The following is a 24,200-nucleotide window of genomic DNA, read 5'->3' on the forward strand; positions in this document are numbered from 1 at the left end:
CCTGTCGCGGTCGGGCGGCTCACCGAAGACGTCGGCATCCCCGGCGCCACCCTCGAACACTGCTTACAGTTTACCGCCCGGCACTGACAACCGGGAGTCCGCGCAGCTCGGCAAACACCCAGGTGAGCAAGGGATTTGGCGGCATGTCACGGCAGGTCGGCGAGGGGCCCGTGGGGCGCCAGAAAATCGAACAAGCGGGTCTGCGCGTACCGTGTGCGCATGGAGATCTGGATCAACCCCGCGTGTTCGAAGTGCCGCAGTGCCCTGACGCTGCTCGACGCCGAGGGCGCCGACTACACCGTCCGCCGCTACCTGGAGGACGTGCCGAGCGAGGACGAGATCCGGGGCGTGCTCGAGCGCCTCGGTCTCGAACCCTGGGACATCACCCGCACCCAGGAGGCCGACGCGAAGGAGGTCGGACTCAAGGAGTGGCCGCGGGACGCCGGTTCGCGCGACCGCTGGATCACGGCGCTCGCCACGCACCCGAAGCTGATCCAGCGCCCGATCATCACCGCCGACGACGGCACGGCCGTGGTCGGCCGTACCGACGAGGCCGTGCGGGACGCCCTGTCGCGCTGACCATGACGCCGCCCCACCGGCGCGTTGACCAGCCGACAACCGGCGTGTGGCGCAGGTCACTTGAGTGACTCCTGTAACCGCTGAGTAACCTCGTTCGGTATCTCGTACATAGCGGCGTACGCTCCCCTACCTCTTCAGGAGGCGCGCATGTCGCGCAGGAGAACGCTCGGCACGAAGAAGAAGATCGCGCTGCTGGTGAGCGCGGCGACGGTGGCGGGAGGCGGGGCCTTCGTCATGGCGAGCACGTCGAACGCAGCGCCGCCGGCCCCCAGGTCGGCGTCGGAATCGACGGTCTGCCTGGGTCTCGCCACCGCCCTCGGCAACAACCAGAAGTTCATCGCGGACCAGCGGGCCAACCCGGACGCGCAGTCCGAGGCGCGGATCGCCAACCGCGAGGCGGTCGTCGCGGAGATCAAGCGGAAGCAGGAGGCGTCGGGGTGCGCCGTCGGGGAGTCGGCTCAGGACTCCCAGACCGCGCAGCCCTCGCAGCCCGCCCAGTCGGCACAGCCCTCGGCCCCCGCCGAGTCGGCCCAGTCCTCGCAGCCGGCCGAGTCCGCCCCCGCGGGAAACGGCGGCGGTGCCGCTGCCTCCGGCCAGCAGGTGTGCAACGGCTCCACGGTCACGCTCTCCGGTGAGGGCGGTGCGCCTGCCGCGTCCAGCAACCAGTTCCCGGCCGGCACGAAGCTGAAGGTCACCAACCTGGACAACAACAAGTCCACGACGGTGGAGGTCACTTCGGTCTCCGGCAGCTGTGCGCTGCTCAACAACGCGGCCTTCGAACAGGTCCGTGAGCCCGGCAAGTTCCTGATCCGCCGGGCCCTGATCGAGAAGGTGGGGTGAGGCGTGACGACCGAATGAACGAATGAGGCGGCGGCCACCCCCTCGGCCGCCCCCTCGTACGTGTCACCGGTCCTGCCGCCCCCGGCCAGGGGCGGCAGGACCGGCGCGTGGGGGCCGCGCGGCGCCGGTCACCGGCTTTGACGGAGGGGAGCCGGTGACCGGCGCCGCCCCGCGACGTAAAACACCCTCCGGCATGAAGTGCGGCACAGCGTCACCAGGTAACACGGGGTTCACATTCGAGCAATGGCCGGGAAATCGCCTGTTGACAGGCTGCCGGGCAGGTGAGCGGCGCCTCAGTGCCGCAGCACCGCAGCACCCGCGACACGCGCCCAGACACACCCCCGAAGGATGTGGCCCCGTGACCTTCAAGGCTGAGTACATCTGGATCGACGGCACCGAGCCGACGGCCAAGTTGCGCTCCAAGACCAAGATCATCTCGGGCGCGCCCGCCGGTCTCGACGCGCTGCCGATCTGGGGCTTCGACGGGTCTTCCACCAACCAGGCCGAGGGGCACTCCTCGGACTGCGTCCTCAAGCCGGTCTTCACCTGCCCGGACCCGATCCGCGGCGGCGACGACATCCTGGTGCTGTGCGAGGTCCTGAACATCGACCTCACCCCGCACGCCAGCAACACCCGCGCGGCGCTGGCCGAGGTGGAGGAGAAGTTCGCGGCGCAGGAGCCGATCTTCGGCATCGAGCAGGAGTACACGTTCTTCCAGGACGGCTACCCGCTCGGCTTCCCCAAGGGCGGCTTCCCGGCTCCCCAGGGCGGCTACTACTGCGGTGTCGGCGCGGACGAGATCTTCGGCCGTGACGTCGTCGAGGCCCACCTCGACAACTGCCTGAAGGCCGGTCTCGCCATCTCCGGTATCAACGCCGAGGTCATGCCCGGCCAGTGGGAGTTCCAGGTCGGCCCGGTCTCCCCGCTGGAGGTCTCCGACCACCTGTGGGTGGCCCGCTGGCTGCTCTACCGCACCGCCGAGGACTTCGACGTCGCCGCCACCCTCGACCCCAAGCCGGTCAAGGGCGACTGGAACGGCGCCGGTGCGCACACCAACTTCTCCACCAAGGCGATGCGCGAGGGCTACGACGCGATCATCACCGCCTGCGAGTCGCTCGGCGAGGGCTCCAAGCCGCTCGACCACGTCAAGAACTACGGCGCCGGCATCGACGACCGCCTCACCGGTCTGCACGAGACCGCCCCGTGGAACGAGTACTCCTACGGCGTCTCCAACCGCGGCGCCTCGGTCCGCATCCCCTGGCAGGTCGAGAAGGACGGCAAGGGCTACATCGAGGACCGCCGCCCGAACGCCAACGTCGACCCGTACGTGGTGACCCGCCTGCTCGTCGACACCTGCTGCTCGGCGCTGGAGAAGGCCGGCCAGGTCTGACCGGCGCACCGCCCGGCTCCCGAGGGGGCGCCCACCGTTCACGGTGGGCGCCCCCTCGCGTTGTCGGCAGGGCGCCCCCTCGCGTTGTCGGCAGGGCGCCCCCTCGCGTTGTCAGTGGGGCGTGCCATCGTGGGGGCATGGAGATCGACGGGGGCCTCGCGGTCAAGGTGCTGACGGAGAGCGGGCGGACACACGCGCGGGTTTCGGCGGGTGAGCTGCGCGCGTTGGTGGAGCGGATCGGCGGTGCCGACGACCACTTCCTCGTGGTCCAGCGGATACCGGACCGGCCGAGGGTCTTCATCCAGACCGCGCGTGACGAGGACGGCGCGTACGACCTCCAGCACCGCACCGGGTCCGTTCCCCACCTGTGGGTGACGCGCGTGAGCGACCCGGGTCTCGTCGCCGAGGTGATGGTGCGCTGGGCGCGCCGGGAGGACGGCTGGGACGCCGGAGTCACCTGGGAGCGCGAGGAGTTCGGGCTGCCCGAGGAGCCGCCCGCGCTCGCGGCCGAGGTCGCCGCCCAAGCCGAGGGGCATGTCCGCGAGCTGCTCCGGGACGGCTACCTGGGCATCGACGCGATGATCCGCGAGACGGTGTATCTGCTGGAGGACGGCGAGGGCTCGTCCCCGCTGTCCCCCGCGCAGGCCCGCGCGCTGGTCGAGCGGCTGTGGCTGGAGCAGGTCGACGAGCAGGAGGCGTGGACCGGGCCGACCGATCCGGACCGGCTGGAGCGGGCCTTCGCGGCCTTGGAGGACGCCGGCATCGTCGCCCGGGAGAACTTCACCTGCTGCCGGGGCTGCGGCATGACGGAGATCGGCGCTGAGGTGGACGACGAGTCGGCGGTGCACGGCTTCGTCTTCTTCCACCATCAGGGCACGCGCGCGGCGGCGGAGGGGCACGGCCTGTCGCTGTACTACGGCGGGTTCGACGGCTCGGAGCAGACCACCACGGCCGTCGGACACGAGGTCGTGGCGGCGCTGACGTCGGCCGGGCTGTCCACGGAGTGGGACGGTGACCCGGGCAAGGCCATCGACGTGACACCGCTGGAGTGGCGCAAGCGCCTGGTGGGATGAGGGGCGAGCGGCCGCGCGGCGCCCCCGGCGCGTGTCCAAGCAGTGAGAGGAGACTCCCGGCGGAGGACCGGCTCTGCTTCAATGGGCACATGGCCAGCTACCAGAAGCACACCGCGACAGGTCGTCACGACCTCGAGCCCTTCTGGCCGTCCCGCCAGGACCACGACTTCGACCGGGTGTGTTGCCGCGCGATGAACGCGCAGGCCCTCTAAAGCCGCACCCCGGCCTTCGGCCAGCGCGAACCGCGTACGTCCCTCGGCGAGCCCGACCACGAATCGCGGCCGTCGACCTCCCGACGAACTCCTCGCGCGAAAAGAGCTGACCTCTCATGGCGACCACTCGTTCCCTGTCCACCGCCGCCCCCCTCACCACCCCCGCGCCCCACGGCCCACGGCACCGTTTGCGTTCCGTCGACCGGGACGAGGTGGTGACGGTCGCGGACCTGCTGCCGCCGGGCGCCACCTGGCTGCCGGCTCCGCAGCACACCCTGCCCACGCTGCCGGGGCAGCCGCCGATGGTCGGCTACCTGGTGCTCGTCCCGGCCGACCAGCAGCCGCCGTTCCCGGTGGCGGTGCCCGACCTGCCCCGGTCCCCCGGCCCGGACCTCGATGCCGAACCGGGCGGCGAGCCGCTGATCCGCGTCGACACCGTGCAGCGCACCGCCCGGGTGGCCGGGCAGCCGCTCGACCTCACCTACCTGGAGTTCGAGCTGCTGGCGCACCTGGTGGCGCACCCGAACCGGGTGCACACTCGCGACCAGCTGGTCGGCACGGTGTGGGGCTACGGGCACGTCGGCGACGGCCGCACGGTCGACGTCCACATCGCCCGCCTGCGCCGCAAGCTCGGCGCGGAGCACCGCGACACGATCCGCACCGTGCGCCGAGTGGGCTACACGTACGTCCCGGCGACAGCACACTGACACCGCCCCCGCCCTGTCCCGTCTGCCGACAGCAGATCCCCGTTCCCTCCTCTCCCCCGACCGGGCAGAGTCAGCGGCATGAGGCTTCTGATGCTGGGTGGTACGGAGTTCGTGGGGCGGGCCGTCGTGGAGGCGGCGCTGGGGCGGGGCTGGGACGTGACCGTCTTCCACCGGGGGCGGCACGACGCGCCGCCGGGAGTCCGGTCGTTGCTCGGTGACCGCACCGCTCCCGGCGGCCTCGCCGCCCTCGCCGACGACCCGGGCGAGTGGGACCTCGTCGTCGACACCTGGTCGGGGGCGCCCCACGCGGTGCGGGACACGGCGCGGCTGCTGCGGGGCCGCGCCGGCCGGTACGTGTACGTGTCGAGCTGCTCGGTGTACGCCTGGGCCCCGCCCGCCGGGTACGACGAGGACGCGCCCTTGGTGGAGGGGGCCTCGCCCGACGCCGAGCAGACCGCGTACCCGCAGGACAAGCGGGGCGGCGAACTGGCCGTGCTGGACGCCTTCGGCGCGGACCGGTCGGTGCTCGTACGGGCCGGGCTGATCCTCGGCCCGTACGAGAACATCGGCCGGCTGCCCTGGTGGCTGGGCCGTACGGCGCGCGGCGGCCCGGTGCTGGCGCCGGGCCCGCGTGACCTGCCCCTGCAGTACGTGGACGTCCGCGACCTGGCCGAGTGGATCGTGCTCGCGGCCGAACGGGAGCTGAGCGGGCCGTACAACCTGGTCAGTCCGCAGGGCCACGCCACCATGGGCGCGTTGCTCGAGGCCTGCGTGCGGGTCACCGGCGGCGCCGCCGAACTCCGCTGGACCGAGCCCGGGGTGATCCTGGAGGCGGGCATCGAGCCGTGGACCGAGCTGCCGGTGTGGGTGCCGCCGGGCAGCGACCTGTACGAGGCCCTGCACAGCGCGGACGTCTCCCGGGCGGTCGGGGCCGGGCTGGTCTGCCGGCCCGTCGAGGAGACCGTGGCGGACACCTGGCGGTGGCTCCAGGACCTCGGGGGCGTGGTGCCCCAGCGCCCGGACCGGCCGCGCTCGGGTCTCGATCCGGAGGTGGAGGCGAAGGTGCTGGCGTCCGGCACCGGTGCCTGAACGACCGCCCGGGGTGTACGTAACACCACCCCCCGGCCGGGTGTCCCGGCCCCGTGACCGGGCGGGCGCGCTCGGCGAGACTGACGCCATGACCATGGACACGAAGAACGGCAGCGGGCGGACGACAGGGCGGGGCATCGGGTTGGCCGCGGTGCGGGGGCTCGCGCTGGCCCTCGTCTCCCTGCCGGGGGCGGTGCTGTGCTTCTGCCTGTCCCTGGTCTCGATCGCGCTCATCCCGATCGGGGTCGGGATCGTCACCACGCCGTACGTGCTGACGGGGGTGCGGGCGTTCGCGAACGCACGGCGGGTGCTCGCGGCGGAGTGGGGCGGAGTGCGGATCCCTCCGGTGTACCGGCCGCTGCCCAAGGATGCCCACCCGTGGGCGCGCACCTTCGGGATGCTGCGTGACCCTGCGACCTGGCGGGACCTGCGGTGGCTGCCGGTCGACATGACCGCGGGGTTCGTCACCGCGCTGCTGCCGGCGGTGCTGCTGCTCTACCCGCTGGAGGGGTTCGCGCTGGCGATCGGGCTGTGGCGGGTCTTCCCCGACGGGTACTGGTACGGCTTCGTGCCGGTCACCGGCCAGGCGTCCGCCTTCGGTGCGGCGGCCCTGGGGCTGGTGCTGCTGTTCCTCGCGCACTTCCTCAACCCGCGCCTGCTCGGCGTCCACTTCCGGCTCACCCGGGCCGTGCTCGCCGGCGACCAGGGGGAACTGGCCGAGCGGGTGCGGGTGCTGACCGAGACGCGGCGCGACGCCGTCGACTCCTCCGCCGCCGAACTGCGGCGCATCGAGCGGGACCTGCACGACGGGGCCCAGGCCCGGCTGGTCGCCGTCGGCATGGACCTCGGCACCATCGAGGCGCTCCTCGACAAGGACCCGGCGCGGGCCAAGGAGCTGATCGCGCAGGCCCGGAAGTCCTCGGTGGAGGCGCTGACCGAGCTGCGCGAGCTGGTGCGCGGCATCCACCCGCCGGTCCTCGCCGAGCGCGGTCTGGGTGACGCCGTACGGGCGCTGGCGCTGCGGCTGCCGGTGACCACAGAGGTGAGCGTGGATCTGCCCGGGCGGTACGAGGCGCCCGTCGAGTCGGCCGCGTACTTCGCCGTCAGCGAGGTGCTCACCAACGCCGTGAAGCACTCGGGCGCCGACCGGATCTGGGTCGATGTGCACCGGGCGGACGGCATGCTCCGGGCGACCGTCACGGACAACGGCAAGGGCGGTGCGGTGATCGGGGCCGGTTCGGGACTGGCCGGGGTCGAGCGGCGACTGGGTACATTCGACGGCGTCCTGGCCGTCAGCAGCCCCGTCGGCGGCCCCACCATGGTCACCATGGAGATCCCTTGCGCGTAGTCCTGGCCGAAGACCTCTTCCTGCTGCGCGACGGACTCGTCCGGTTGCTCCAGGCGCACGACTTCGAGATCGCGGCGGCCGTAGAGACCGGGCCCGAACTGGCCGCCGCGCTGGCCGAACTGGACCCGGACGTCGCCGTGGTCGACGTCCGCCTGCCTCCCACGCACACCGACGAAGGTCTGCAGTGCGCGCTCGACGCCCGCCGGAACCGGCCCGGGCTGCCGGTGCTGGTGCTCTCCCAGCACGTGGAGCAGTTGTACGCGCGCGAGCTGCTCGCCGACGGCAGCGGCGGGGTCGGCTACCTGCTGAAGGACCGGGTGTTCGACGCCGAGCAGTTCGTGGACGCCGTACGGCGGGTGGCCGCCGGTGGCACGGCGATGGACCCGCAGGTCATCCAGCAGCTGCTGGCCCGCCGCTCGGCCGACGACCGGCCGCTGGCGCGGCTGACGCCCCGGGAGCGGGAGGTGCTGGAGCTGATGGCGCAGGGCCGCTCCAACGCGGCGATCGCGGGGAAGCTGGTCGTGACGGAACGGGCGATCGCCAAACACACCGCCAACATCTTCGCCAAACTGGGGCTGGAGGTCTCGGACGACGACAACCGCCGCGTGCTGGCGGTTCTCGCCTATCTCGACCACGGCCGGTGAAACCGGACGAGCCCATCCACCCTCTGTGGAAGATCGGCAACTCCTGGTGCCAAAGGGGCTGTTGAGGACACACGGCCCTCACGAATCTCGCATCAATTTCCGAGACATCTGAACACCTGTGGGACCACCCCCGTATGGAAGGGAGCCGCTTCACTCCTGTCGGGCGCCTCGATGCCCCCGAAAAAGGAAGTCAGAGGAGTTCCATGGGACGCAACACAAGAAAACGCCGTACGCCGCTGGCCACCAAGGCCATTGCCGCATCGGCGGCCCTAGCGCTCGGTGGGGGCGGGCTGATCTGGGCAAACTTCTACGCCTCGGCGCACGAGGAGAACTCGGCGAACCAGACGAAGTCCGCGGGCGCACAGATCGCCACGATCCAGTGCCCGGACGTAGGGCAGAAGCTGACCGATGTGCCGGACGGTGCTCGCCAGGGGGTGGACAAGGAACTGGCCAACCTGGACAAGCAGATCAGCGAGGCCTACACCCGTCTCGCCTCGACGCGTCAGGCCCAGGCCGGTGACTCGGGCTTCGTCAACAACGCCATCCTCGGCCCGCTGAAGTCGAAGCGGACCGCGGCCATCGACCGGATCGGCATCAACATCCGGCGGGTGGGCGGACAGGCCCCGGGCAACCTCGAGCAGCTGGCCACGTGCCAGGGCATGGCCGCTGACGCCAACACCAACGACGGCCAGGCCGGCGGTGGTCAGAACAACGACGGCCAGAACAACAACGACGGCCAGAACGACGGCGGTCAGGACCAGGGCCAGAACAACGGCGGTCAGGACAACGGCCAGGGGCAGGGCGGCAACGGCGGGCAGGGCGGCAACGGCGGGCAGGACGGCAACGGCCCGGCGGCGGACGACTTCATCAACATCGAGAACGTCCAGCCGAACTCCCGGAACCTGCCGAACGGCCTCGCCGCGAACGGCGACGGCGGTTCCACGGGCACGTTCACCACGCAGTGCGGCACCAACGAGAACGAGAACCGCAACTCGGACAACGTGATCGTGGCGCCCGGCGTGTCCAACGGTGCGCAGCACCAGCACGACTACGTCGGCAACCAGAACAACAACGCCTTCGCGAGCGACGACGACCTGGCCAACGGCCAGACGACCTGCCAGAACCAGGGCGACAAGTCCACGTACTTCTGGCCGGTCATCCGGATCCAGGACGGTTCGGACGACATCGACGCCGGTCAGCCCGGCGGTGGCCAGGACGGCAACGTCGGCAAGATCGTCGAGCCCGCCGAGGCCCAGCTGAAGTTCGTCGGCAACCGCACCAGCGACGTCGTCGCGATGCCTAAGGCCCTGCGCATCATCACCGGTGACGCCAAGTCCCTCACCAACGGCCTGAACAACGCCAACACGTCCTGGACCTGCACGGGTTTCGAGGACCGTCAGGTGACGGACAAGTACCCGATCTGCCCCGACGGCAGCAGCGTGGTCCGGTTGTCCAACTTCCAGAGCTGCTGGGACGGCCAGAACATCGACAGCGCCAACCACCGCACCCACGTGGACTTCGTCGAGGCGGACGGCAGCTGCTCGAACGGCTTCAAGGCCATCCCCCAGCTCCAGGTCCGACTGGTCTACGACGTACCGGCGCCGCAGATCAACAACGGCCAGGTGCAGAACGCCTTCGCGGTGGACTCCTTCCCGGAGCAGCTGCACAAGCCGATCACCGACCACAACGACTTCATCAACTTCTTCGACGAGAACGTGATGAACGAGATGGTCCAGTGCATCAACAACGGCGAGGACTGCCAGTAGTCCTGAACCGGTGACGCGGAAGGCCGGCGGTGGGAATTCCCACCGCCGGCCTTCCGCTGTTGCGACCCGCGTGCTCAGCCGTGGTGGCCGCTCTTGTTGTGGCTGCCGCCGGGGTTCATGTGCTCGGAGCCCTCTTCCATGGTCCCGCCTAGGGTGCCCTGCAGCGACGTGACCGTCTTCTGCTGGCCGACGGCGACCCACTTGCGGCCGACGAGGTAGTAGCCGCCGTAGTCCTTGGCGCTGTTCAGCCACTCGCGCTGGCCACGGTCCGTGGAGAAGGTCGCGAGGACGTACTTCTCCTTGCCCTTCTTGCAGAGGGCCTGGCGGATGGTGTCCGCGTCGGTCTGCATGTTCGGCTTGCAGTCGGCCTCGGCCGCGATGTGCTCCAGGCTGCCGCTCACCTCCTTCGGAACGGCCGCCTCGTCCTTGTCGCCGGATCCGCCGCAGCCGGTCAGCGCCAGTATCGCCACCGCGCCGCTCAGCGCGAGCATCGGTCGGGTCACCCTCATCTGTTCCTCCGGTCCTTGTCGGCACGGTCCTTGTCACGGCACGGTCCGGACGCATGCCGCACGGAGCCCCGGCAAGAGGCTCTCGCCTTCGATACGGCTGTGGAGCCCGCGGTGCTCAAAATCCGCTGCCCCGGTGTGCACTCCTGTGCGAGGGTGGCCCGGTGGATCAGGACTGGGAAGATCGTGTGGCCGCCCTGTGGGACCGTTTCGACGAGTACGCCGAGACGGAGGAGGACGAGGCCCGCTTCCGCGCCGACGTCGACGCCCTGGTCGCCGAGCTGCCCGAGGGCAGTCCGCACGGCCTGTTCGAACAGGCCTGCGCCTGGGACTCCACGGGCCGCTCCGACAAGGCGGTCCCCCTCTACCGGGAGGCGCTGGAGCACGACCTCGCCGACGTCAGCCCCTACAAGGCCCGCCGGACGAAGATCCAGCTGGCCAGCTCGCTGCGGAACATCGGCCGGGCCGAGGAGGGCGTCGCCCTGCTGACGCCCGAACTTCTCGCGCCGTCCGACGAGCTGGACGACCCCGTACGCGCCTGTCTCGCCCTGTGTCTGTCGAGCCTCGGCCGCGACCGGGAGGCCCTGGCGCTGGCCCTGGGCGCCCTGGCCCCGCATCTGCCGCGCTACCAGCGGTCCATGGCGAACTACGCCCGGCTGCTCGTGGAGCCCGGGGAGCACCCGGGGGCGTGACGCCGCGCGGCCAGGTGACCATCCACCGATTCGCTCGTTCTGCTGAACGTGCAGTCACAGGATGTCGCCCAGCGCCCCGCACCCCCCTCCCCGGCCGGCCCGGTCGTCGACGTCGAGCAGGCCGAGGCCGCGCTCGTCGAGCACTACCCGCGGCTCGTCCGGCTGGCCTATCTGGTGCTGCCACCCGGGCTGGGCCGCAGCCGCCGCGTCCTGACCGCGCACGCCCTCACCCAGCGGGCGCTCCCCCGCACCCGCACCCCGGCCCCGGTGATCCCGGCGCAGTCCACCGGCCGGGACGGCGACCCGGGGTACGCCCTGGTCCGTCTTCAGGTGCTGCGCACGGCGCTGGAGGCGGGGCTGCCGCTGAAGGCGAAGGCGTGGCCCAAGAGGTCCCAGCTGCCGCCGCTGCTGCCGCACGTGTGGGGTCTGAAGCTGTTCCCGCGCTCCGGCGGCGCCGACGAGCTCTCCCTGGACCAGCGGCTGTCCACCCTGTCGGGCCCGGCCCGGGCCGCCTACGCGATGCGCGGCCTGGAGCGGCTCACGGACGAGGGGGTGTGCGAGGTTCTCGCGGCGGCGGGCGTCGCCGACCCGGAGGGCGCCCTTCTGGAGGCCGACGGGATCCCCGCCCAGTACGGGCTGCTCGACTCCCCCGAGTTCGACCCCTGCTCGCTCCAGGCCCGTCCCACCGACCTGATGCGCCGCCGCCAGCACTTGAAGGCCGCCCTGGCCGCCGGCGCCGCGCTGCTGGCGTGCGGGGCGCTGCTCGGCCTGCCCGGTGAGGGCTGGGGGCCCGAGGGCGCCGCGGCACCCCCCTACGCGCGCAACCCGGCCGCGCAGGCCGCCCTGGACCCCTCGAAGCTGACCCGGATGCCCCCGACCGCCTGGCGCAGCTCGGCGCGCACCGACTTCTCCGTGTGGCCGGCCCGCGGCGACCTGACCGGCGACAAGGCCCTGCTGCGCCGCGCCCTGGCCGTGTGGGCCCGCCCCGGCGAGACGGTACAGGTGTCGGTGACCCCCGGCACCCTGTCCGGCGGCCCGGCCGGACCGCCCCAGCTGCTGTACGCGGGGACGGTCGACGCGGCGCGCGTGGTGATCCTCTACGACGGTCTGCGCATCGCCCGGTACGCCGAGCCGAAGGACGGCACCCAGGGCGCCGCCCTCGACTTCGCCCGGGTCGACGGGGCCGGCCGGGCCGAGGCGGGCGCGGTGGTCCTGGGCCGGTCCGACGGCAACGTCCGCTATCTGACGGCCCCTTGGGTGCGGAAGGCCGGCGAGCGGGACCTGATGAAGCCGGGCTCCGGCGCGATGGACCTCGCGCTCACCGACGGAGTGACCGCACCGCTGGCCAGCCCGGCGCTGCGGTCCGGCCCCTGCTCCTCGTGGAACGTGCTGCAGGTGACCGACGGCACCACGACCCGGCTGCTGACCGACCTCGGCGAACTGGTCCCGGCCCGGCTCACCGCCGGACGGCCGGGCTCCCCGCGCGAGGTGTCCGGGGCCGCGGCGCTGCACACCTGGCAGCCGTTCGCCTGCTCGCTGGGCACGGTGCGCTCGGCGGGGGTGCGCAGCGTCAACGCCTGGGCGTTCAACGAGCAGCCGCTGCCCGACGCGAGCGGCTCGGCGGCGTGGGTGTGCACCCGGGCCGAGACCTGGCGGGGCGGCGGGGCGCGGGTGCTGGCGCAGTTCCACACGCCGGGCGGGGCGTACGGAGCGGCTGCGGCGCAGGCCGAGAACGTCCCGGCGTGCGGGCCGCGGGACCCGCATGTGCTGGCCGGGGTGCTGTGGAAGGCGAAGGCCGGTGACTGGTATCTGCTGGCCGCGGGAAGCGCGGAGACCGCGTCGATCCGGGCGTCGGGCGGAGTGACGGGCGAGGCGCGGAGCAGTCTGCTGACCGTGCGGGCCGAGCAGGGGGCGCAGGCTCAGCTCAAGGGGACCTTGAAGGACGGGCGTTCGCTCCGCGGGCTGCGCTGACGGGGGCCGCTGCGGGGCCCGTCCGCTGAGGCCGGCGGAACCCCGCGATCGATCCGGGCCGTTCGAGGCCGGAATCGATCGGTAAGGTGTTCGTATGACTACCGGGGTTCGCCGCAGAATGGGAGTCGAGGAGCGGCGGCAGCAGTTGATCGGCGTCGCCCTCGAACTGTTCAGCCGCCGCTCGCCCGACGAGGTCTCCATCGACGAGATAGCGTCGGCCGCGGGCATTTCACGCCCGTTGGTCTACCACTACTTTCCCGGCAAACTCAGCCTGTACGAGGCCGCGTTGCAGCGGGCCTCGGACGACCTCGCGGCCCGTTTCGTGGAGCCGCACGAGGGTCCGCTGGGGGCGCGGCTGCTGCGCGTGATGCGCCGCTACTTCGACTTCGTGGAGGAACACGGGCCCGGTTTCTCCGCCCTCATGCGCGGCGGCCCGGCCGTCGGCTCCTCCACGACCAACGCGCTCGTCGACTCCGTACGGCAGGCCGCGTATGTCCAGATCCTTTCGCACCTGGGCGTGACCGATCCGCCCGCGCGCCTCGAACTGGTCGTCCGTTCCTGGATCTCCCTCGCCGAGGCGACGGCGCTGATCTGGCTGGACGGCCGGCGCATCCCGCGCGAGGAGCTGGAGCCCCAGCTCGTCAACGACTTCGCCGCCCTCGCCGCGGTCAGTGCCGCCTACGACGAGGAGATGGCCACGCTGCTGCGCGGCATCGTCAGGGACGAGCCGGCCGACGGCCCGTTCGCGCTCCTGGCCGGCCGGCTCATCGCCCTGGCGAGCTGATCGGCTCAGCTCTCGAACTTCGCGTACGACGGGTCCAGGTCGCGGACCTCGGCGGAGGCGTGCAGCGCGAGCCCCTGGGCCGGCTTCAGATGGGTCCGCAGCAGTTCCAGGGCGGCCTGGGTGAGGCGGGTCTTGACCTCGTCGGTGCGGCCGGCGAGCAGGGCGATGTGGATGTGGACATGGGCGTGCCCCTCGGTGTCGGGGCCGACCACGATGTCCTCGGTCGGACGGAACCGTGTCTTGCAGGCGGGCGGCTTGGCGGCCGCGATCTCGACCGTCGCCTCGTGCAGCGCCTTCGCGAAACCGGGCCGGTCGAAGTCGCCGGCGAGGTCGGCCGAGTAGTCGACGGTGATCTGCGGCATCAGTACTCCAGTTCTAGGCGGCCATCGGGCTCACCCTAACCGCAGGGCCAGCATCGCGATGTCGTCCTCGCGGTCCTGGCCGAAGCAGCCCAGCAGCACGTCGCAGAGGCCGTCGAGGCCGGCCGGGGCGCCGGCGGCTGCCGTGCGGAGCTGCTCCATGGAGGTCGTGAGGGGGATGCCGCGGGTCTCGATGAGGCCGTCGGTGATCATGAGCAGGCGGTCGGTGCGGTGCAGCCGGCACTCGGTCGCCGGGGGCCGCTCCAGGCCCAGCCCGAGCAGCGGACCGCAGGCGTCGGCGTACCCGGCGCCGCCCCCGTCGCGCAGGATCAGCGGCGGGATGTGACCGGCGTTGGCGATGCGCACCCGCCCGCTGCCGGGGTCGAGCAGGGTCAGGCACACGGTGGCGGTGATGTCGGGGTGGTACTCCTGGAGCATCCGGTCGAGCCGCGTGGCCAGCACGACGGGGTCGCTCTCGTCGACGCAGTAGGCGCGCAGGGCGTGGCGGATCTCGACCATGACGGTGGCCGCGTCCAGGGAGTGCCCGACGACGTCCCCGACCGCGGTGAGGACACCGTCGCGGGTGCGCAGGGCGGCGTAGAAGTCGCCGCCGATCTCGGCCTGCTCGGAGGCGGGCACGTAGCGGACGACGATGTCGACGCCCGGCAGGTGCGGCAGCTTGTGCGGCCGGGGCAGGAAGCTGCGCTGGAGGGTGAGGGCGACGTGCCGTTCCACCTGGTACATCAGCAGCGGTTCGGCGGCGAGCACGGTGGCCTGGGCGAGGCGGGCGCGCAGTCCGTCGTCCGCGGGGTCGCCGGTCGCCGTGGACCGCGCGGGCGTCGCGAGGCACACCGTCGTCCGGCCGTCCTGGGCCGTCGCCACGGTCAGGCGGGCGTCCTCCTCGACGCCGGCCCGGAAGACGCCGGTCGGCCACAGCGGCGCGGGGACGACGGTGGTGTGCACGCCCGCGCGACCCTCCGCGAGCCGGGTGACCAGCCGGGCCGCCGCCTGGTGGGCGTCGCCGCCGGCGCCCGCGGGGCGGCCCCGGGCCGTGCCGCGGTACGGCTCGCCGTCCGGGCCGACGACGAACACCACGGCGGGTGAGGCGGTGAGGCGTGCGGTGCCGTCGGCGGCGGCAGTGGCGAGTTCCCGGGGGCAGCGGGCCGCCTGCACGGTGATGACGGCCTCGGTCAGCAGGGTCAGCCGGTGGACGGCGGCCTCGGCGCCGGCGGTGCGGCGGGCTCCGCGCACGGCGGCCCGGACGACGGCCTGGATCTCCCGTGGTTCGGCGGGCACGGTCAGATAGGCGTCCCCGCCTGCGTCGAGTCCCCTGCACCGGTCGCCGGGTGCGGTCGCGGCTGCGGAGAAGTGCACGACGGGGAGCGCGGCCATGGGCGGCTGGGTCCGGACCCGGCGGCACAGTTCGAAACCGCTCATGTCGGGCAGACCCACGTCGACGAGGGCCACGTCGGGCAGGGTGCCCTCCCGCAGCCGGACGTCGAGTTCGATGAGCGCCTCGCCGCCGCTGGCGACGGGCACGACGCGGTGGCCGGCGCGTTGCAGCACCGCGCCCATGGCGTAGCGGCTGGCCGCGACGTCGTCGACGACCAGCACCGTGGTGCCGGGGCTCTGCTGCATGCCTCTGGGGTCCAAGTCGGCGGCCCCTCGGGAGCGTACGGGGGTGGGGCGGACCGTGGGTGTCACGGCCCGCCCCACCCAACGTAGTGCGCTATCCGGCGGACCGGGTGAAGACGGCGACGGTACGCCCCGGAACGGCGAACGTGCCCGATTCGGCAGCGTAGGAGGAGGACTTGACGGTAGAGTCCGCCCCCGCCGCCTGCACCGGGTGCAGCCGGTAGCCGGCCCCGGCGAGTGCCGGGACGCGCTGTTCCTGCGTCTTCGGCGTGGCGTTGAAGACGACGACGAGGTCACCGAGCCGCATGGTGATCACGCCGGGTGTCTCGTCCTCACCGGACAGCGGGAAGGAGAGCCGGGACTGCACCCGCTCGGCCGTGCCGAGGGAGAAGTCCTTCTCGGTGCTGCGGATCCGCAGCAGGTCGCGGTAGGCGGCCGAGGTGCCCTCGATCTGCTCGCAGCCCACCTTGACCGTGCTCAGCAGGGGCTTGGCGTACGGCCACTTGTCGGTGTTGTCGGCCGCCATGGGCAGTCCGCGGCCGAAGCCGTTGCCGTCCTCGCACCTCCAGTGGACGGCGTTGAACCAGTCGCCACTGTCGTAGGAGTTGCGGTCCAGGGACTTGGAACGCAGCAGGTCGGTGCCCGCCTGGGAGAGGGCCGGGCCCTGCGAGAGGGTGGCCGTCGCCATGGCCAGGACCTGCATCCGGGCCCGGTCGGCCGCGCTCGTCGAAGCGGGCAGCTTGAAGGCGAGCGCGTCGAACAGGGACTCGTTGTCGTGGGCGTCGGCGTAGGCGAGGGCGTCACCGGGGGCGTCCGCGTAGCCGGCGGGGGCGCCGTTGTAGTCGACCTCGGAACCCTTGACCTCCTTGCCCGCGGTGTCGGTGAACCGGTAGCCGGCGAGGTTGCCGGAGAGGCCGACCTTGATGAGGTCCTGGTAGTGCAGCAGGCGGGCCTTCTGCTCGGCCGGAGTGCCGTTGTTCTTCGAGGAGTTGGGGTCGGTGTACAGGCCGGAGGCGAAGCCCTGGACGCCGGGGTCCTCGTCGAAGGGGCCGCCGCCGCGGACCGCGTCACGGGCGCGGTCGGAGAAGGTGGCGATGCCGGTGCCGGCCATGTTCTTCTGCGTGGCCTGGACGAACCGGGCGTCGTCGGCGATCTCGCCGAAGTTCCAACCCTCCCCGTAGAGGATGATCTTCTTGCCGTCGACGCCGTCCTTCTCCACGGTGAGCGCGTCGAGGGCCTCCCGGACCGCGAGGATATTGGCCTTCGGGTGGTGGCCCATGAGGTCGAAGCGGAAGCCGTCGACCTTGTACTCCTTCGCCCAGGTGACGATCGAGTCGACGACGAGCTTGCCCATCATGGCGTTCTCGGTGGCGGTGTTGGCGCAGCAGGTGCTGTTCGCGACCGAGCCGTCGGCGAGAAGCCGCTGGTAGTAGCCGGGCACGATCCGGTCGAGGACGCTTGTCTTGTCCTGGCCGCTCGCGGCGGTGTGGTTGTAGACGACGTCCATGACGACCCGCAGTCCGTCGTCGTTGAGGGCCTTCACCATCTTGCGGAACTCGACCGTGCGGGCGGTGCCGTCCGGGTCGGTGGCGTACGAGCCCTCGGGCACCGTGTAGTGGTACGGGTCGTAGCCCCAGTTGTAGGCGTCCTTCGCGGCGGTCTTCCCGACGCACTCCTGCTGCTTGTCGGAGTCGGCCGGGAAGGAGGCCAGGTCGCAGTCGGGCTTCGCCTGGTCGGCCTTCTTCTCCGGGATGGTGGCGATGTCGAAGGCGGGCAGCAGGTGGACGTAGGAGGTGCCCGCCTTCGCCAGCTCGCGCAGGTGCTTGCCGCCGTCGGCGGTCCTGTCGGTGAAGGCGAGGTAGGTGCCGGGGTGCTTCGCCGTCCGGTCCGCCACGGAGAAGTCCCGGATGTGCAGCTCCTGGATCTGCGCGTCCTTCAGCGGTACGGCCCTGGGCTTGGTGTACGCCGACCAGCCGGAGGGCTTGAGCGCCTTGTCGTGCAGGTCGACGACGAGGCTGCGCTCGGAGTCGGCGGTGAGGGCGAGGGAGTAGGGGTCGGTGACCTTGTTGGTGACGATCTTGCGGACGCTGGGCGCCCAGACCTTGACGACGTACCGGTAGGGCTTGCCCTTCCAGGACGTCGGGCCGGTGACGGACCAGACGCCGGTGGCGGCGTCGCGCTTCATCGGCGCGGTGGAGTCGCCGATCTCCAGTGACACCTGCTGTGCGGTCGGCGCCCACACGGACAGTGTGGGGCGGCCCTTGGAGAACGTCGGCCCCAGGTCGGCCTTGGTGGCGCCGGGGTACAGGTCGTCGAGGGCTCCGGCGATCTGCACGCCGGTCGCGGCGAGCACCGCCCCGGTCGCGGTGTGCTGGGTGGCGACGACCTGGCCGCGCAGGGCCTCGCGGACCCGGTCGCGGTCGCGCGGGTCGACGGTCCAGGCGTCGTACTCCCTCAGATGCGGGAACTTCGCCTTCTGGGCGTCGGTCAGCTCGCCCTTCGACAGGCGCAGCCACTTGGCGTCACCGGTCAGGGTGCCGTCCTGCGCGGTGATCGAACCGTCGCGGGAGTACAGCAGCTGGGTGGAGGCGGCGGCGTCGGAGCCGTTCCAGGCGAGGGTGTTCCGGTCGATCCAAACGGCCTTGGAGGTGGTCGGGTCGAGGGCGGCCGCGCTGCCCGCGGGCTGTGGGAGCAGGTACTTCTCCTGGCCGTTCACCAGCCACACCTCATGGCCGTTCGCCTTGAGGTCGAGCGACTGGTCGGTGGGCAGGTCCTTCTCGTCGCCTTTGTGGATGATGTAGCTGAGGCCGGTGGCACCCTCGGTGAGCGGCACCTCGTAGACAGCGCCATAGGAGTCAGTCTTCACCGGTTTCAGGGGGTTCGACCAGTCGGTGGGGTTCGCGGCGCCGGTCCACACGTGCAGGCCCCAGCCGTCGTAGTCACCGTCGGCCCGGTGGTAGTGCAGGACGGCCTTGGTCCTGTCGGGCGCCGGTAGGTCGGGGCGCTCGGTGGTGACGGTGTCCTTGCCCTGCTCGATCCAGACCTCGCCGGTCTTGGTGACGTCGATGGTGCGGTCGGTGGAGACGTCCTTGTCGCCGTCCTTGTCGATGACGAGGAAGCCGACGTTCGAGGCGCCGGGCTTGAGCTTGACCCAGGCGAAGGCTCCGTAGGCGTCACGGCCGGTGAAGGGGTGGCTCTTCGGCCACTCGGTGGCCTCGCCCTCGGCGAGGTCGCCCCAGGCGTACAGGCCCCAGTCGGCGTAGTCGCCGTCGGCGCGCTTGTAGTGGACGATCGCGTAGTCGCGGGAGGAGGCGCTGGGCGGCTCCTCGGCGGGCGGGGTGCCGGTGGTGGAGGCGGCCGGCGCGCTCGCGGTGCGGCCGGCCGAGTCGATCACGACGGCCTTGTAGCGCAGGGCCGTGCCGGGCGCCACGTTCTTGCCGATGGTGTGGGTGACCTTGTACGGGGCGTGGTCGGCGGAGCCGAGGGTCTGCCACCTGCCGTTGCCGGTCTGCGCGGCGAAGACGACCCGGTTGAGCTGCCCGCCGCCGTCCAGGTCCGCGGAGACCTCCGCGGTGCCGGTGGCGCCGGCGGCCGGGGCCTTCAGGGTGATCGTGGGCACCGTGGCGGGCTTGGCGAGCCTGCCGGAGGCCTTGAGGACGACCGCCGAGCCGGCCGGGACGGTGACGGTGAGCTTCTTGTCGCCGTCGCTCTTCGGGGCGGCGTCGGTGCCGTGGATGCCCTTGAACGTCATGCCGGCCGAGCCGGTCGGGAAGGTCGCGGTCTTCGCCTCGCCCGCGTTGTTGAAGGCGACGACGTACTCGGTGCCGTTCTTCGCGTCGGTGCGGGAGAAGGCGTAGACGCCCGGGCCGTCGGCCGCGTACCGCTGCTGCTGGACGCCGTCGGTGAGGGCCGGATGGGCCTTGCGGAGTGCGGCGAGCGCGCTGATCTGCCGGTAGAGCGGGGCCTTGGTGTCGTAGGCGTCCTCGGCGTGGGTGCGGTCGGTGCCGATGCGGTCGTCGTCGAGGTAGTCGGCGGTGCGCGAGGCGAACATGCTCTGCCGGGCATCCTTGTCGCCGCCCGGGCCGGTGAAGCCCTGCTCGTCGCCGTAGTAGACGACCGGGTTGCCGCGGCTGAGGAACATCAGCTCGTTGGCGAGTTCGTCCTTGGCGAGGAGCTCGGCGTCGGTCGCCTTCGGGTCGTCCTGCTTCAGGAACGAGCCGATGCGGCCCATGTCGTGGTTGCCGAGGAAGGTGACCTGCTCGTACGCGTTGGCCTTGCCGGTCGTGTACTTGTAGTCGTCGCCGAAGACACCCGCGAGTTTCTGCGCGCTCGCGCCCTGCGAGGCGTACTGCCGGGCGGCCTCCTGGAAGGGGAAGTCGAGCGTGGCGTCGAGCCGGCCCTGGGTGACGTACGGGGCGGTGACGTTCGTGTCGGCCGAGTACACCTCGCCGAACATGAAGAAGTCGTCCCGGCCGCGCTGGGCGGCGTAGGTGTCGAGGGCGGTGGCCCACTGCGTCCAGAACTCCATGTCGACGTGCTTCACGGTGTCGATCCGGAAGCCGTCGACGTCGAAGTCCCGTACCCAGCGCTGGTAGATCTTCTCCATGCCCCGCACGACCTCGGGCCGTTCGGTCCACAGGTCGTCCAGGCCGGAGAAGTCGCCGTGCGCGGAGCTCTCACCGGCGAAGGTGGAGTCGCCCCGGTTGTGGTACATCGTCGGGTCGTTGAGCCACGACGGGACCTTGACGTTCTTCTTCGCCGCGGGGACGGCCGGGGTGCGTGGGAAGGAGCCGGTGCCGACCTCGGGGAAGGCCCGTCGCCCGTCCGCGTAGTCGGCGTCGTCGAAGGGCTCGCCGTCCTTCGTCAGGTACGGGAAGGCGCCCTTGGAGAGGTAGTCGTAGGACTTCTCCTCGTAGTCGACGACGTCCGCCGTGTGGTTGGTGATGACGTCGAAGAAGACCTTCATGCCCTTGGCGTGGGCCTTGTCGATGAGGGTCTCGAGGTCCTTGTTGGTGCCGAAGTGCGGGTCGACCTGGGTGAAGTCGGTGATCCAGTAACCGTGGTAGCCGGCCGAGGCGTTCGCCCCGGTGCCCTGCACGGGCTGGTTCTTGAAGATCGGGGCCATCCAGAGGGCGGTGGTGCCCAGGCCCTTGATGTAGTCGAGCTTCTTGGTCAGGCCCTTGAGGTCGCCGCCCTGGTAGAAGCCCTTGTCGGTGGGGTCGTATCCGGTGGCGAGGCGGGAGCCGGTGAGGCCGCCCCTGTCGTTGCGCGGGTCGCCGTTCGCGAAACGGTCCGGCAGGACGAAGTAGAACTGCTCACGGGTGGCGTCGTGCCGGGCGGGCTCGGCGGCGAGCTTGGCGTCGGACGGGGGCGGTGGCGGGGTGTCCGCCCGCGCCGCGAGGGGTTGGACGAGCGCTGCGGCCAGCGCGGTGACGGTGACCGCGGCGACCCGTCCGGCACGGGCGGTTCGGCGCCTTGCGGGCGCACGCCATCTCGGTATCACTGACGTGGACTCCTTGCATTGCGGCTCTCTCGGGTCCGACCCCGCGCGACCGTATCGCCGCCGAAACGCTTACAGCAAGAGTCTTGAAACTGTTGGTAAGAACTTTCAACAGATCGTCAGCAGGACGTGCGGTCTAGCGCGTGAGGGTGTAGGTGACGAGCGAGCGCGCGGGAACCGTGTCCTTCAGCGACCCCCCGGTGACCGGTACGGCCTGCTGCCGGGCGGTGCTGCGGGAGTTGTCCGTCACGTAGGGCGTCGCCGTCCCGGCCGTGAAGCCGATGTTCCGGAGGCTGAAGGACACCGGGGTGGCGGTGGCGGCCGCGTTGAGCGCCACGACCGTCACGGTGCCGTCGGCATTGCGGAACGCCGACAGTTTCAGGCCGGTGTCGGACGTGGTCGCGCCGATGCGGGTGGCCCCGGGCCGGATGAAGCGGCTGTAGTTCGCCAGCGCCCACAGGCGTTTGGAGACGCGGTAGTTCGCGCCGTCCATCTGGATCAGCCCGCGGGTCGCGCCGGTCGAGGCGCCGTACCAGTAGACGTAGCCGCTGGTGTTGCCCTTGGTCAGGGCGTCATGGACCGCGGAGGCGACCGTGAACCCGTCGTAGCCGCTGCCGTCGTCCCACGCCTCGTTCCAGGTGGTGCCGTCGGGCGACCACTCCGACATCCAGGTCCGTTTGCCGGTGGGCAGCGGACCGTCGACCTTGCTGGCGTACGTGTGGCCGGCATGGGTGTCGACGTAGCCGCGGGCCGTGGCGTCCGCCTCGATCGCGCTGGTGTAGCTCTTCTGCTGGTTCCAGCCGAAGGAGTCGCAGCACACGACCTTGTATCCGCCCGCCCTCGCCACGGGCCCGAAGACCTTGGTGAACTCGGCCGCCTGGGCGGGGGTGAGCCGCATGGAGTCGTACGTGGCGGTCCAGTCGGGTTCGTTGGTGAATCCGAGGTCGTTGATCCGGACGCCCTCCTGGGCGTAGAACTTCGCGTACTGGACGAGGTAGTTCGCGTACGCCCGGCGCCAGTCGCCGCTCGCGCAGGTGGCTCCCGCCAGACCGCACAGGGTGCCGCCGTTCGCGTCCGCGCCGTTGGTCTTCATGTACCCGGGCGCGGTCCAGGCGTCGGCGTAGAAGCGGTTCACGCCGTACGCCCTGGCCTGCTGGGCGAGCCACACCTGGCCCTTGTCGTCGCGGTCCCACACGTACTTCGGTGTCGCGTTCGGCCCGCCGGGGTCGGTCGGCTGGATGCCCGAGTCGATGCCGAGCCGCAGGATGCTCAGGCCGGCGCCGGTGCTCCGGCTGAACAACAGGTCCAGGATCTCGCGTTGGCGCTGGGCGGGCAGGCCCTGAGAGCCCCGCATGATCTGCGCCCGGCCGAAGTGCTCGGAGATGCCGAAGCCGTCGATCGGCTGATGCCCGGTGGATCCGTCGATGGTCGCGGAGGCTTGCGCCCCGGCGCCCGCGGGAGAGGCCCCCGCGGTGACTCCGGCGGTCGTCAGCAGGACCGCGAGGGAGGTGACCGTCCATGTTCTGAGCCCGAGCAGCGTGATCCGTGCCATGGGAGCGCTCCCAGTCCTATGCGGTCGCCCCTCGGGGCTTCCGAGGGGCGATGTTCGAGATGGTGAACAGCGTTCAGGGAGTTGGCGCTGGGGAGGGAACGTAAGGCAGCGTTCCGCGGGCGTCAATCCCGTCCGCACCGCAACCGGCCATGTGGATCTAGCAGGTGGACTTGCCCGCGTGGATCGCCAGGGCCGTGTGGGAGCCCAGGGAGGCCGTGAACTGCCCGCTGGAGTTCACCGTCACGGTCCTGTTGTTCTGCACGTCGCAGTACGTCCCCGCAGGCAGCGACGTCTGATATGTACGGCTCAGCGAACCCGGCTCGTGGTTGATGGCCACGAAGCCCTTGTTGCCCCGGCCGAAGGCGATCGCGTCGCCGCCGTTGTCCCACCAGTCGGTGACGGCCTGGCCCCGGGTGGCGTTGCGGAAGCCGACCATGGACTTGATCTCGGGCCAGTTGTGCTGGCACTTCCAGCCGTCCTGCCAGCAGGCGTTCACCTGGCCGCCGTTCGGCGGGCCGGCGTCGTGGTCGGAGAACTCGTAGCCGGAGTTGATGTCCGGGGCGCCGTAGGGCCAGGCCAGCATGAAGACGTTGGCCAGGGTGTAGGTGGCACCGTCCTTGTAGCTGAGCGTCGAGCCGTTGCGCTCGGTGTCGTGGTTGTCGACGAAGACGCCGGAGACGCCGCTGCTCATGTAGCCCCAGCCCTCGCCGTAGTTCTTCAGATAGGCGAGGTTCTCGTTGGTGAAGACCCGCTTGAGGTCGTAGGCGTAGCGGAACTCCTGGACATCGCCGTTACTCGTGTATTCGGTCGGCTGGACGGCCTCGCCGGAGCCGTAGATGACCTCCTGCTTCCAGTACACCGACGGGTTGCTCAGCCGGGACTTGATGGCGGCGAGGTCGGCGGTGTCGATGTGTTTGGCCGCGTCGATGCGGAAGCCGTCGACGCCGAGGGAGAGCAGGTCGTTCATGTACCCGGCGATCGCGCCGCGGACGTAGTTCTCGCCCGTGTCGAGGTCGGAGAGACCGACCAGTTCGCAGTGCTGGACGTTCCAGCGGTCCTGGTAGTTGCCGATCTGGCCGGTGCAGTCGTCGAAGTCGGGCGCGGAGTACAGGCCGGGGTAGGTGTACTTGCTGTAGGACGAGCCGCCGGTGCCGGTGCCGCTCCCGGCCGCCATGTGGTTGACGACGGTGTCGACGACGACCTTCACACCGGCCGCGTGGCAGGTGTTCACCATGTTCTGGAACGCCGCGCGGTCACCGAGCCGGCCGGCGATCTTGTAGCTGACCGGCTGGTACGAGGTCCACCACTGCGGGCCCTGTATGTGCTCGGCGGGCGGGGAGACCTGGACGTAGCCGTATCCGGCGGGCCCGAGGATGGTGGTGCACTCGCGGGCGACCGAGGCGAAGTTCCACTCGAAGAGGACCGCGGTGACGTCCTTGGTGCCGGGTGGGGAGGCCTGCACATTAGTCGGGTTCATGACAACCGCAGCCGCGGCGAGCGCGACGGCGGAGGCGAGGTATCTGCGTGCCATGTGGGGTTTCCTTCTTCTTTGA

Annotated in this window: 19 protein-coding genes; 13 read left to right on the forward strand and 6 right to left on the reverse strand. The window is 71.2% G+C overall.

The genetic code is table 11. The features are described from left to right. The first annotated feature begins 219 nt into the window (after positions 1 to 219). From QOL88_RS10740 to QOL88_RS10785, 10 genes are all read left to right on the forward strand, one after another. Complete coding sequence (locus QOL88_RS10740) at positions 220 to 579, forward strand: arsenate reductase family protein (protein ID WP_097216219.1); 360 nt, start codon at positions 220 to 222, stop codon at positions 577 to 579. A 147-nt stretch (positions 580 to 726) separates the two neighbouring features. Continuing rightward, positions 727 to 1,419 (forward strand): SCO2207 family protein, encoded by a 693-nt coding sequence (locus QOL88_RS10745; RefSeq protein WP_097216220.1) that lies wholly within the window; start codon positions 727 to 729, stop codon positions 1,417 to 1,419. A gap of 358 nt (positions 1,420 to 1,777) precedes the next feature. Next, the gene (glnII, locus tag QOL88_RS10750) at positions 1,778 to 2,809 is read left to right on the forward strand and encodes a glutamine synthetase (RefSeq protein WP_097216221.1); all 1,032 of its coding nucleotides are present in this window, start codon (positions 1,778 to 1,780) and stop codon (positions 2,807 to 2,809) included. Between the two features lie 137 nt (positions 2,810 to 2,946). After that, entirely contained in the window at positions 2,947 to 3,882 is a 936-nt protein-coding gene (locus QOL88_RS10755; RefSeq protein WP_097216222.1) for a DUF6891 domain-containing protein, read from the forward strand. A gap of 89 nt (positions 3,883 to 3,971) precedes the next feature. After that, positions 3,972 to 4,094, forward strand: coding sequence for a hypothetical protein (locus tag QOL88_RS10760; RefSeq protein WP_097216223.1), 123 nt, complete (start codon positions 3,972 to 3,974; stop codon positions 4,092 to 4,094). Positions 4,095 to 4,210: 116 nt separating this feature from the next. After that, on the forward strand, positions 4,211 to 4,801 hold the full coding sequence (locus QOL88_RS10765; RefSeq protein WP_097216224.1) for a winged helix-turn-helix domain-containing protein: 591 nt from the start codon (positions 4,211 to 4,213) through the stop codon (positions 4,799 to 4,801). Positions 4,802 to 4,879: 78 nt separating this feature from the next. Further along, positions 4,880 to 5,890 carry an SDR family oxidoreductase gene (locus QOL88_RS10770; RefSeq protein ID WP_107426738.1) on the forward strand — a complete coding sequence of 337 codons (1,011 nt, stop codon included), beginning with the start codon at positions 4,880 to 4,882 and terminating at the stop codon, positions 5,888 to 5,890. 88 nt (positions 5,891 to 5,978) lie between these two features. Beyond that, entirely contained in the window at positions 5,979 to 7,238 is a 1,260-nt protein-coding gene (locus QOL88_RS10775) for a sensor histidine kinase (RefSeq protein ID WP_097216226.1), read from the forward strand. Further along, positions 7,229 to 7,882: a LuxR C-terminal-related transcriptional regulator gene (locus QOL88_RS10780; protein WP_097216227.1), complete on the forward strand. Its 654-nt coding sequence runs from the start codon at positions 7,229 to 7,231 to the stop codon at positions 7,880 to 7,882. The genes QOL88_RS10775 and QOL88_RS10780 overlap by 10 nt, the downstream gene beginning before the upstream one ends. 203 nt (positions 7,883 to 8,085) lie before the next feature. Next, positions 8,086 to 9,648 carry a DUF1996 domain-containing protein gene (locus tag QOL88_RS10785; RefSeq protein ID WP_097216228.1) on the forward strand — a complete coding sequence of 521 codons (1,563 nt, stop codon included), beginning with the start codon at positions 8,086 to 8,088 and terminating at the stop codon, positions 9,646 to 9,648. A gap of 74 nt (positions 9,649 to 9,722) precedes the next feature. Here the strand turns inward: QOL88_RS10785 and QOL88_RS10790 are convergent, their stop codons facing one another. Beyond that, a complete protein-coding gene (locus QOL88_RS10790; protein ID WP_179878830.1) occupies positions 9,723 to 10,157 on the reverse strand; it encodes a hypothetical protein in 435 nt (144 codons plus the stop codon). Between the two features lie 161 nt (positions 10,158 to 10,318). Here QOL88_RS10790 and QOL88_RS10795 point away from each other — a divergent pair, with 161 nt between their 5' ends. The 3 genes from QOL88_RS10795 to QOL88_RS10805 all read left to right on the forward strand — a co-directional run bounded on the left by QOL88_RS10795 (position 10,319) and on the right by QOL88_RS10805 (position 13,601). Next, on the forward strand, positions 10,319 to 10,846 hold the full coding sequence (locus QOL88_RS10795) for a tetratricopeptide repeat protein (protein ID WP_097216230.1): 528 nt from the start codon (positions 10,319 to 10,321) through the stop codon (positions 10,844 to 10,846). A gap of 48 nt (positions 10,847 to 10,894) precedes the next feature. After that, the gene (locus tag QOL88_RS10800; RefSeq protein ID WP_097216231.1) at positions 10,895 to 12,817 is read left to right on the forward strand and encodes a hypothetical protein; all 1,923 of its coding nucleotides are present in this window, start codon (positions 10,895 to 10,897) and stop codon (positions 12,815 to 12,817) included. Positions 12,818 to 12,911: 94 nt separating this feature from the next. Continuing rightward, entirely contained in the window at positions 12,912 to 13,601 is a 690-nt protein-coding gene (locus QOL88_RS10805) for a TetR/AcrR family transcriptional regulator (protein WP_097216232.1), read from the forward strand. Positions 13,602 to 13,606: 5 nt separating this feature from the next. Here QOL88_RS10805 and QOL88_RS10810 read toward each other — a convergent pair whose 3' ends face one another. From QOL88_RS10810 to QOL88_RS10830, 5 genes are all read right to left on the reverse strand, one after another. Then, entirely contained in the window at positions 13,607 to 13,963 is a 357-nt protein-coding gene (locus QOL88_RS10810) for a 5-carboxymethyl-2-hydroxymuconate Delta-isomerase (protein WP_097216233.1), read from the reverse strand. 30 nt (positions 13,964 to 13,993) lie between these two features. Then, positions 13,994 to 15,598: a fused response regulator/phosphatase gene (locus QOL88_RS10815; RefSeq protein WP_097216234.1), complete on the reverse strand. Its 1,605-nt coding sequence runs from the start codon at positions 15,596 to 15,598 to the stop codon at positions 13,994 to 13,996. Between the two features lie 91 nt (positions 15,599 to 15,689). Beyond that, positions 15,690 to 21,098 carry a pullulanase-type alpha-1,6-glucosidase gene (pulA, locus tag QOL88_RS10820; RefSeq protein WP_097216235.1) on the reverse strand — a complete coding sequence of 1,803 codons (5,409 nt, stop codon included), beginning with the start codon at positions 21,096 to 21,098 and terminating at the stop codon, positions 15,690 to 15,692. A gap of 133 nt (positions 21,099 to 21,231) precedes the next feature. Then, positions 21,232 to 22,647 (reverse strand): glycoside hydrolase family 30 protein, encoded by a 1,416-nt coding sequence (locus tag QOL88_RS10825; RefSeq protein ID WP_097216236.1) that lies wholly within the window; start codon positions 22,645 to 22,647, stop codon positions 21,232 to 21,234. A gap of 157 nt (positions 22,648 to 22,804) precedes the next feature. Next, positions 22,805 to 24,178 carry an alpha-amylase gene (locus QOL88_RS10830; protein ID WP_097216237.1) on the reverse strand — a complete coding sequence of 458 codons (1,374 nt, stop codon included), beginning with the start codon at positions 24,176 to 24,178 and terminating at the stop codon, positions 22,805 to 22,807. Between the last annotated feature and the right edge of the window lie 22 nt (positions 24,179 to 24,200).

The organism is Streptomyces sp. Ag82_O1-12, assembly GCF_900182715.1.
Classification (GTDB): domain Bacteria; phylum Actinomycetota; class Actinomycetes; order Streptomycetales; family Streptomycetaceae; genus Streptomyces; species Streptomyces massasporeus.

Bases quoted from the DNA above. Each gene is read 5' to 3' on its own strand.
- QOL88_RS10740 (WP_097216219.1), top strand. From the start codon at position 220: ATGGAGATCTGGATCAACCCCGCGTGTTCGAAGTGCCGCAGTGCCCTG.
- QOL88_RS10745 (WP_097216220.1), top strand. From the start codon at position 727: ATGTCGCGCAGGAGAACGCTCGGCACGAAGAAGAAGATCGCGCTGCTG.
- QOL88_RS10755 (WP_097216222.1), top strand. From the start codon at position 2,947: ATGGAGATCGACGGGGGCCTCGCGGTCAAGGTGCTGACGGAGAGCGGG.
- QOL88_RS10760 (WP_097216223.1), top strand. From the start codon at position 3,972: ATGGCCAGCTACCAGAAGCACACCGCGACAGGTCGTCACGACCTCGAG.
- QOL88_RS10765 (WP_097216224.1), top strand. From the start codon at position 4,211: ATGGCGACCACTCGTTCCCTGTCCACCGCCGCCCCCCTCACCACCCCC.
- QOL88_RS10770 (WP_107426738.1), top strand. From the start codon at position 4,880: ATGAGGCTTCTGATGCTGGGTGGTACGGAGTTCGTGGGGCGGGCCGTC.
- QOL88_RS10775 (WP_097216226.1), top strand. From the start codon at position 5,979: ATGACCATGGACACGAAGAACGGCAGCGGGCGGACGACAGGGCGGGGC.
- QOL88_RS10785 (WP_097216228.1), top strand. From the start codon at position 8,086: ATGGGACGCAACACAAGAAAACGCCGTACGCCGCTGGCCACCAAGGCC.
- QOL88_RS10790 (WP_179878830.1), bottom strand. From the start codon at position 10,157: ATGAGGGTGACCCGACCGATGCTCGCGCTGAGCGGCGCGGTGGCGATA.
- QOL88_RS10805 (WP_097216232.1), top strand. From the start codon at position 12,912: ATGACTACCGGGGTTCGCCGCAGAATGGGAGTCGAGGAGCGGCGGCAG.
- QOL88_RS10810 (WP_097216233.1), bottom strand. From the start codon at position 13,963: ATGCCGCAGATCACCGTCGACTACTCGGCCGACCTCGCCGGCGACTTC.
- QOL88_RS10815 (WP_097216234.1), bottom strand. From the start codon at position 15,598: ATGCAGCAGAGCCCCGGCACCACGGTGCTGGTCGTCGACGACGTCGCG.
- QOL88_RS10825 (WP_097216236.1), bottom strand. From the start codon at position 22,647: ATGGCACGGATCACGCTGCTCGGGCTCAGAACATGGACGGTCACCTCC.
- QOL88_RS10830 (WP_097216237.1), bottom strand. From the start codon at position 24,178: ATGGCACGCAGATACCTCGCCTCCGCCGTCGCGCTCGCCGCGGCTGCG.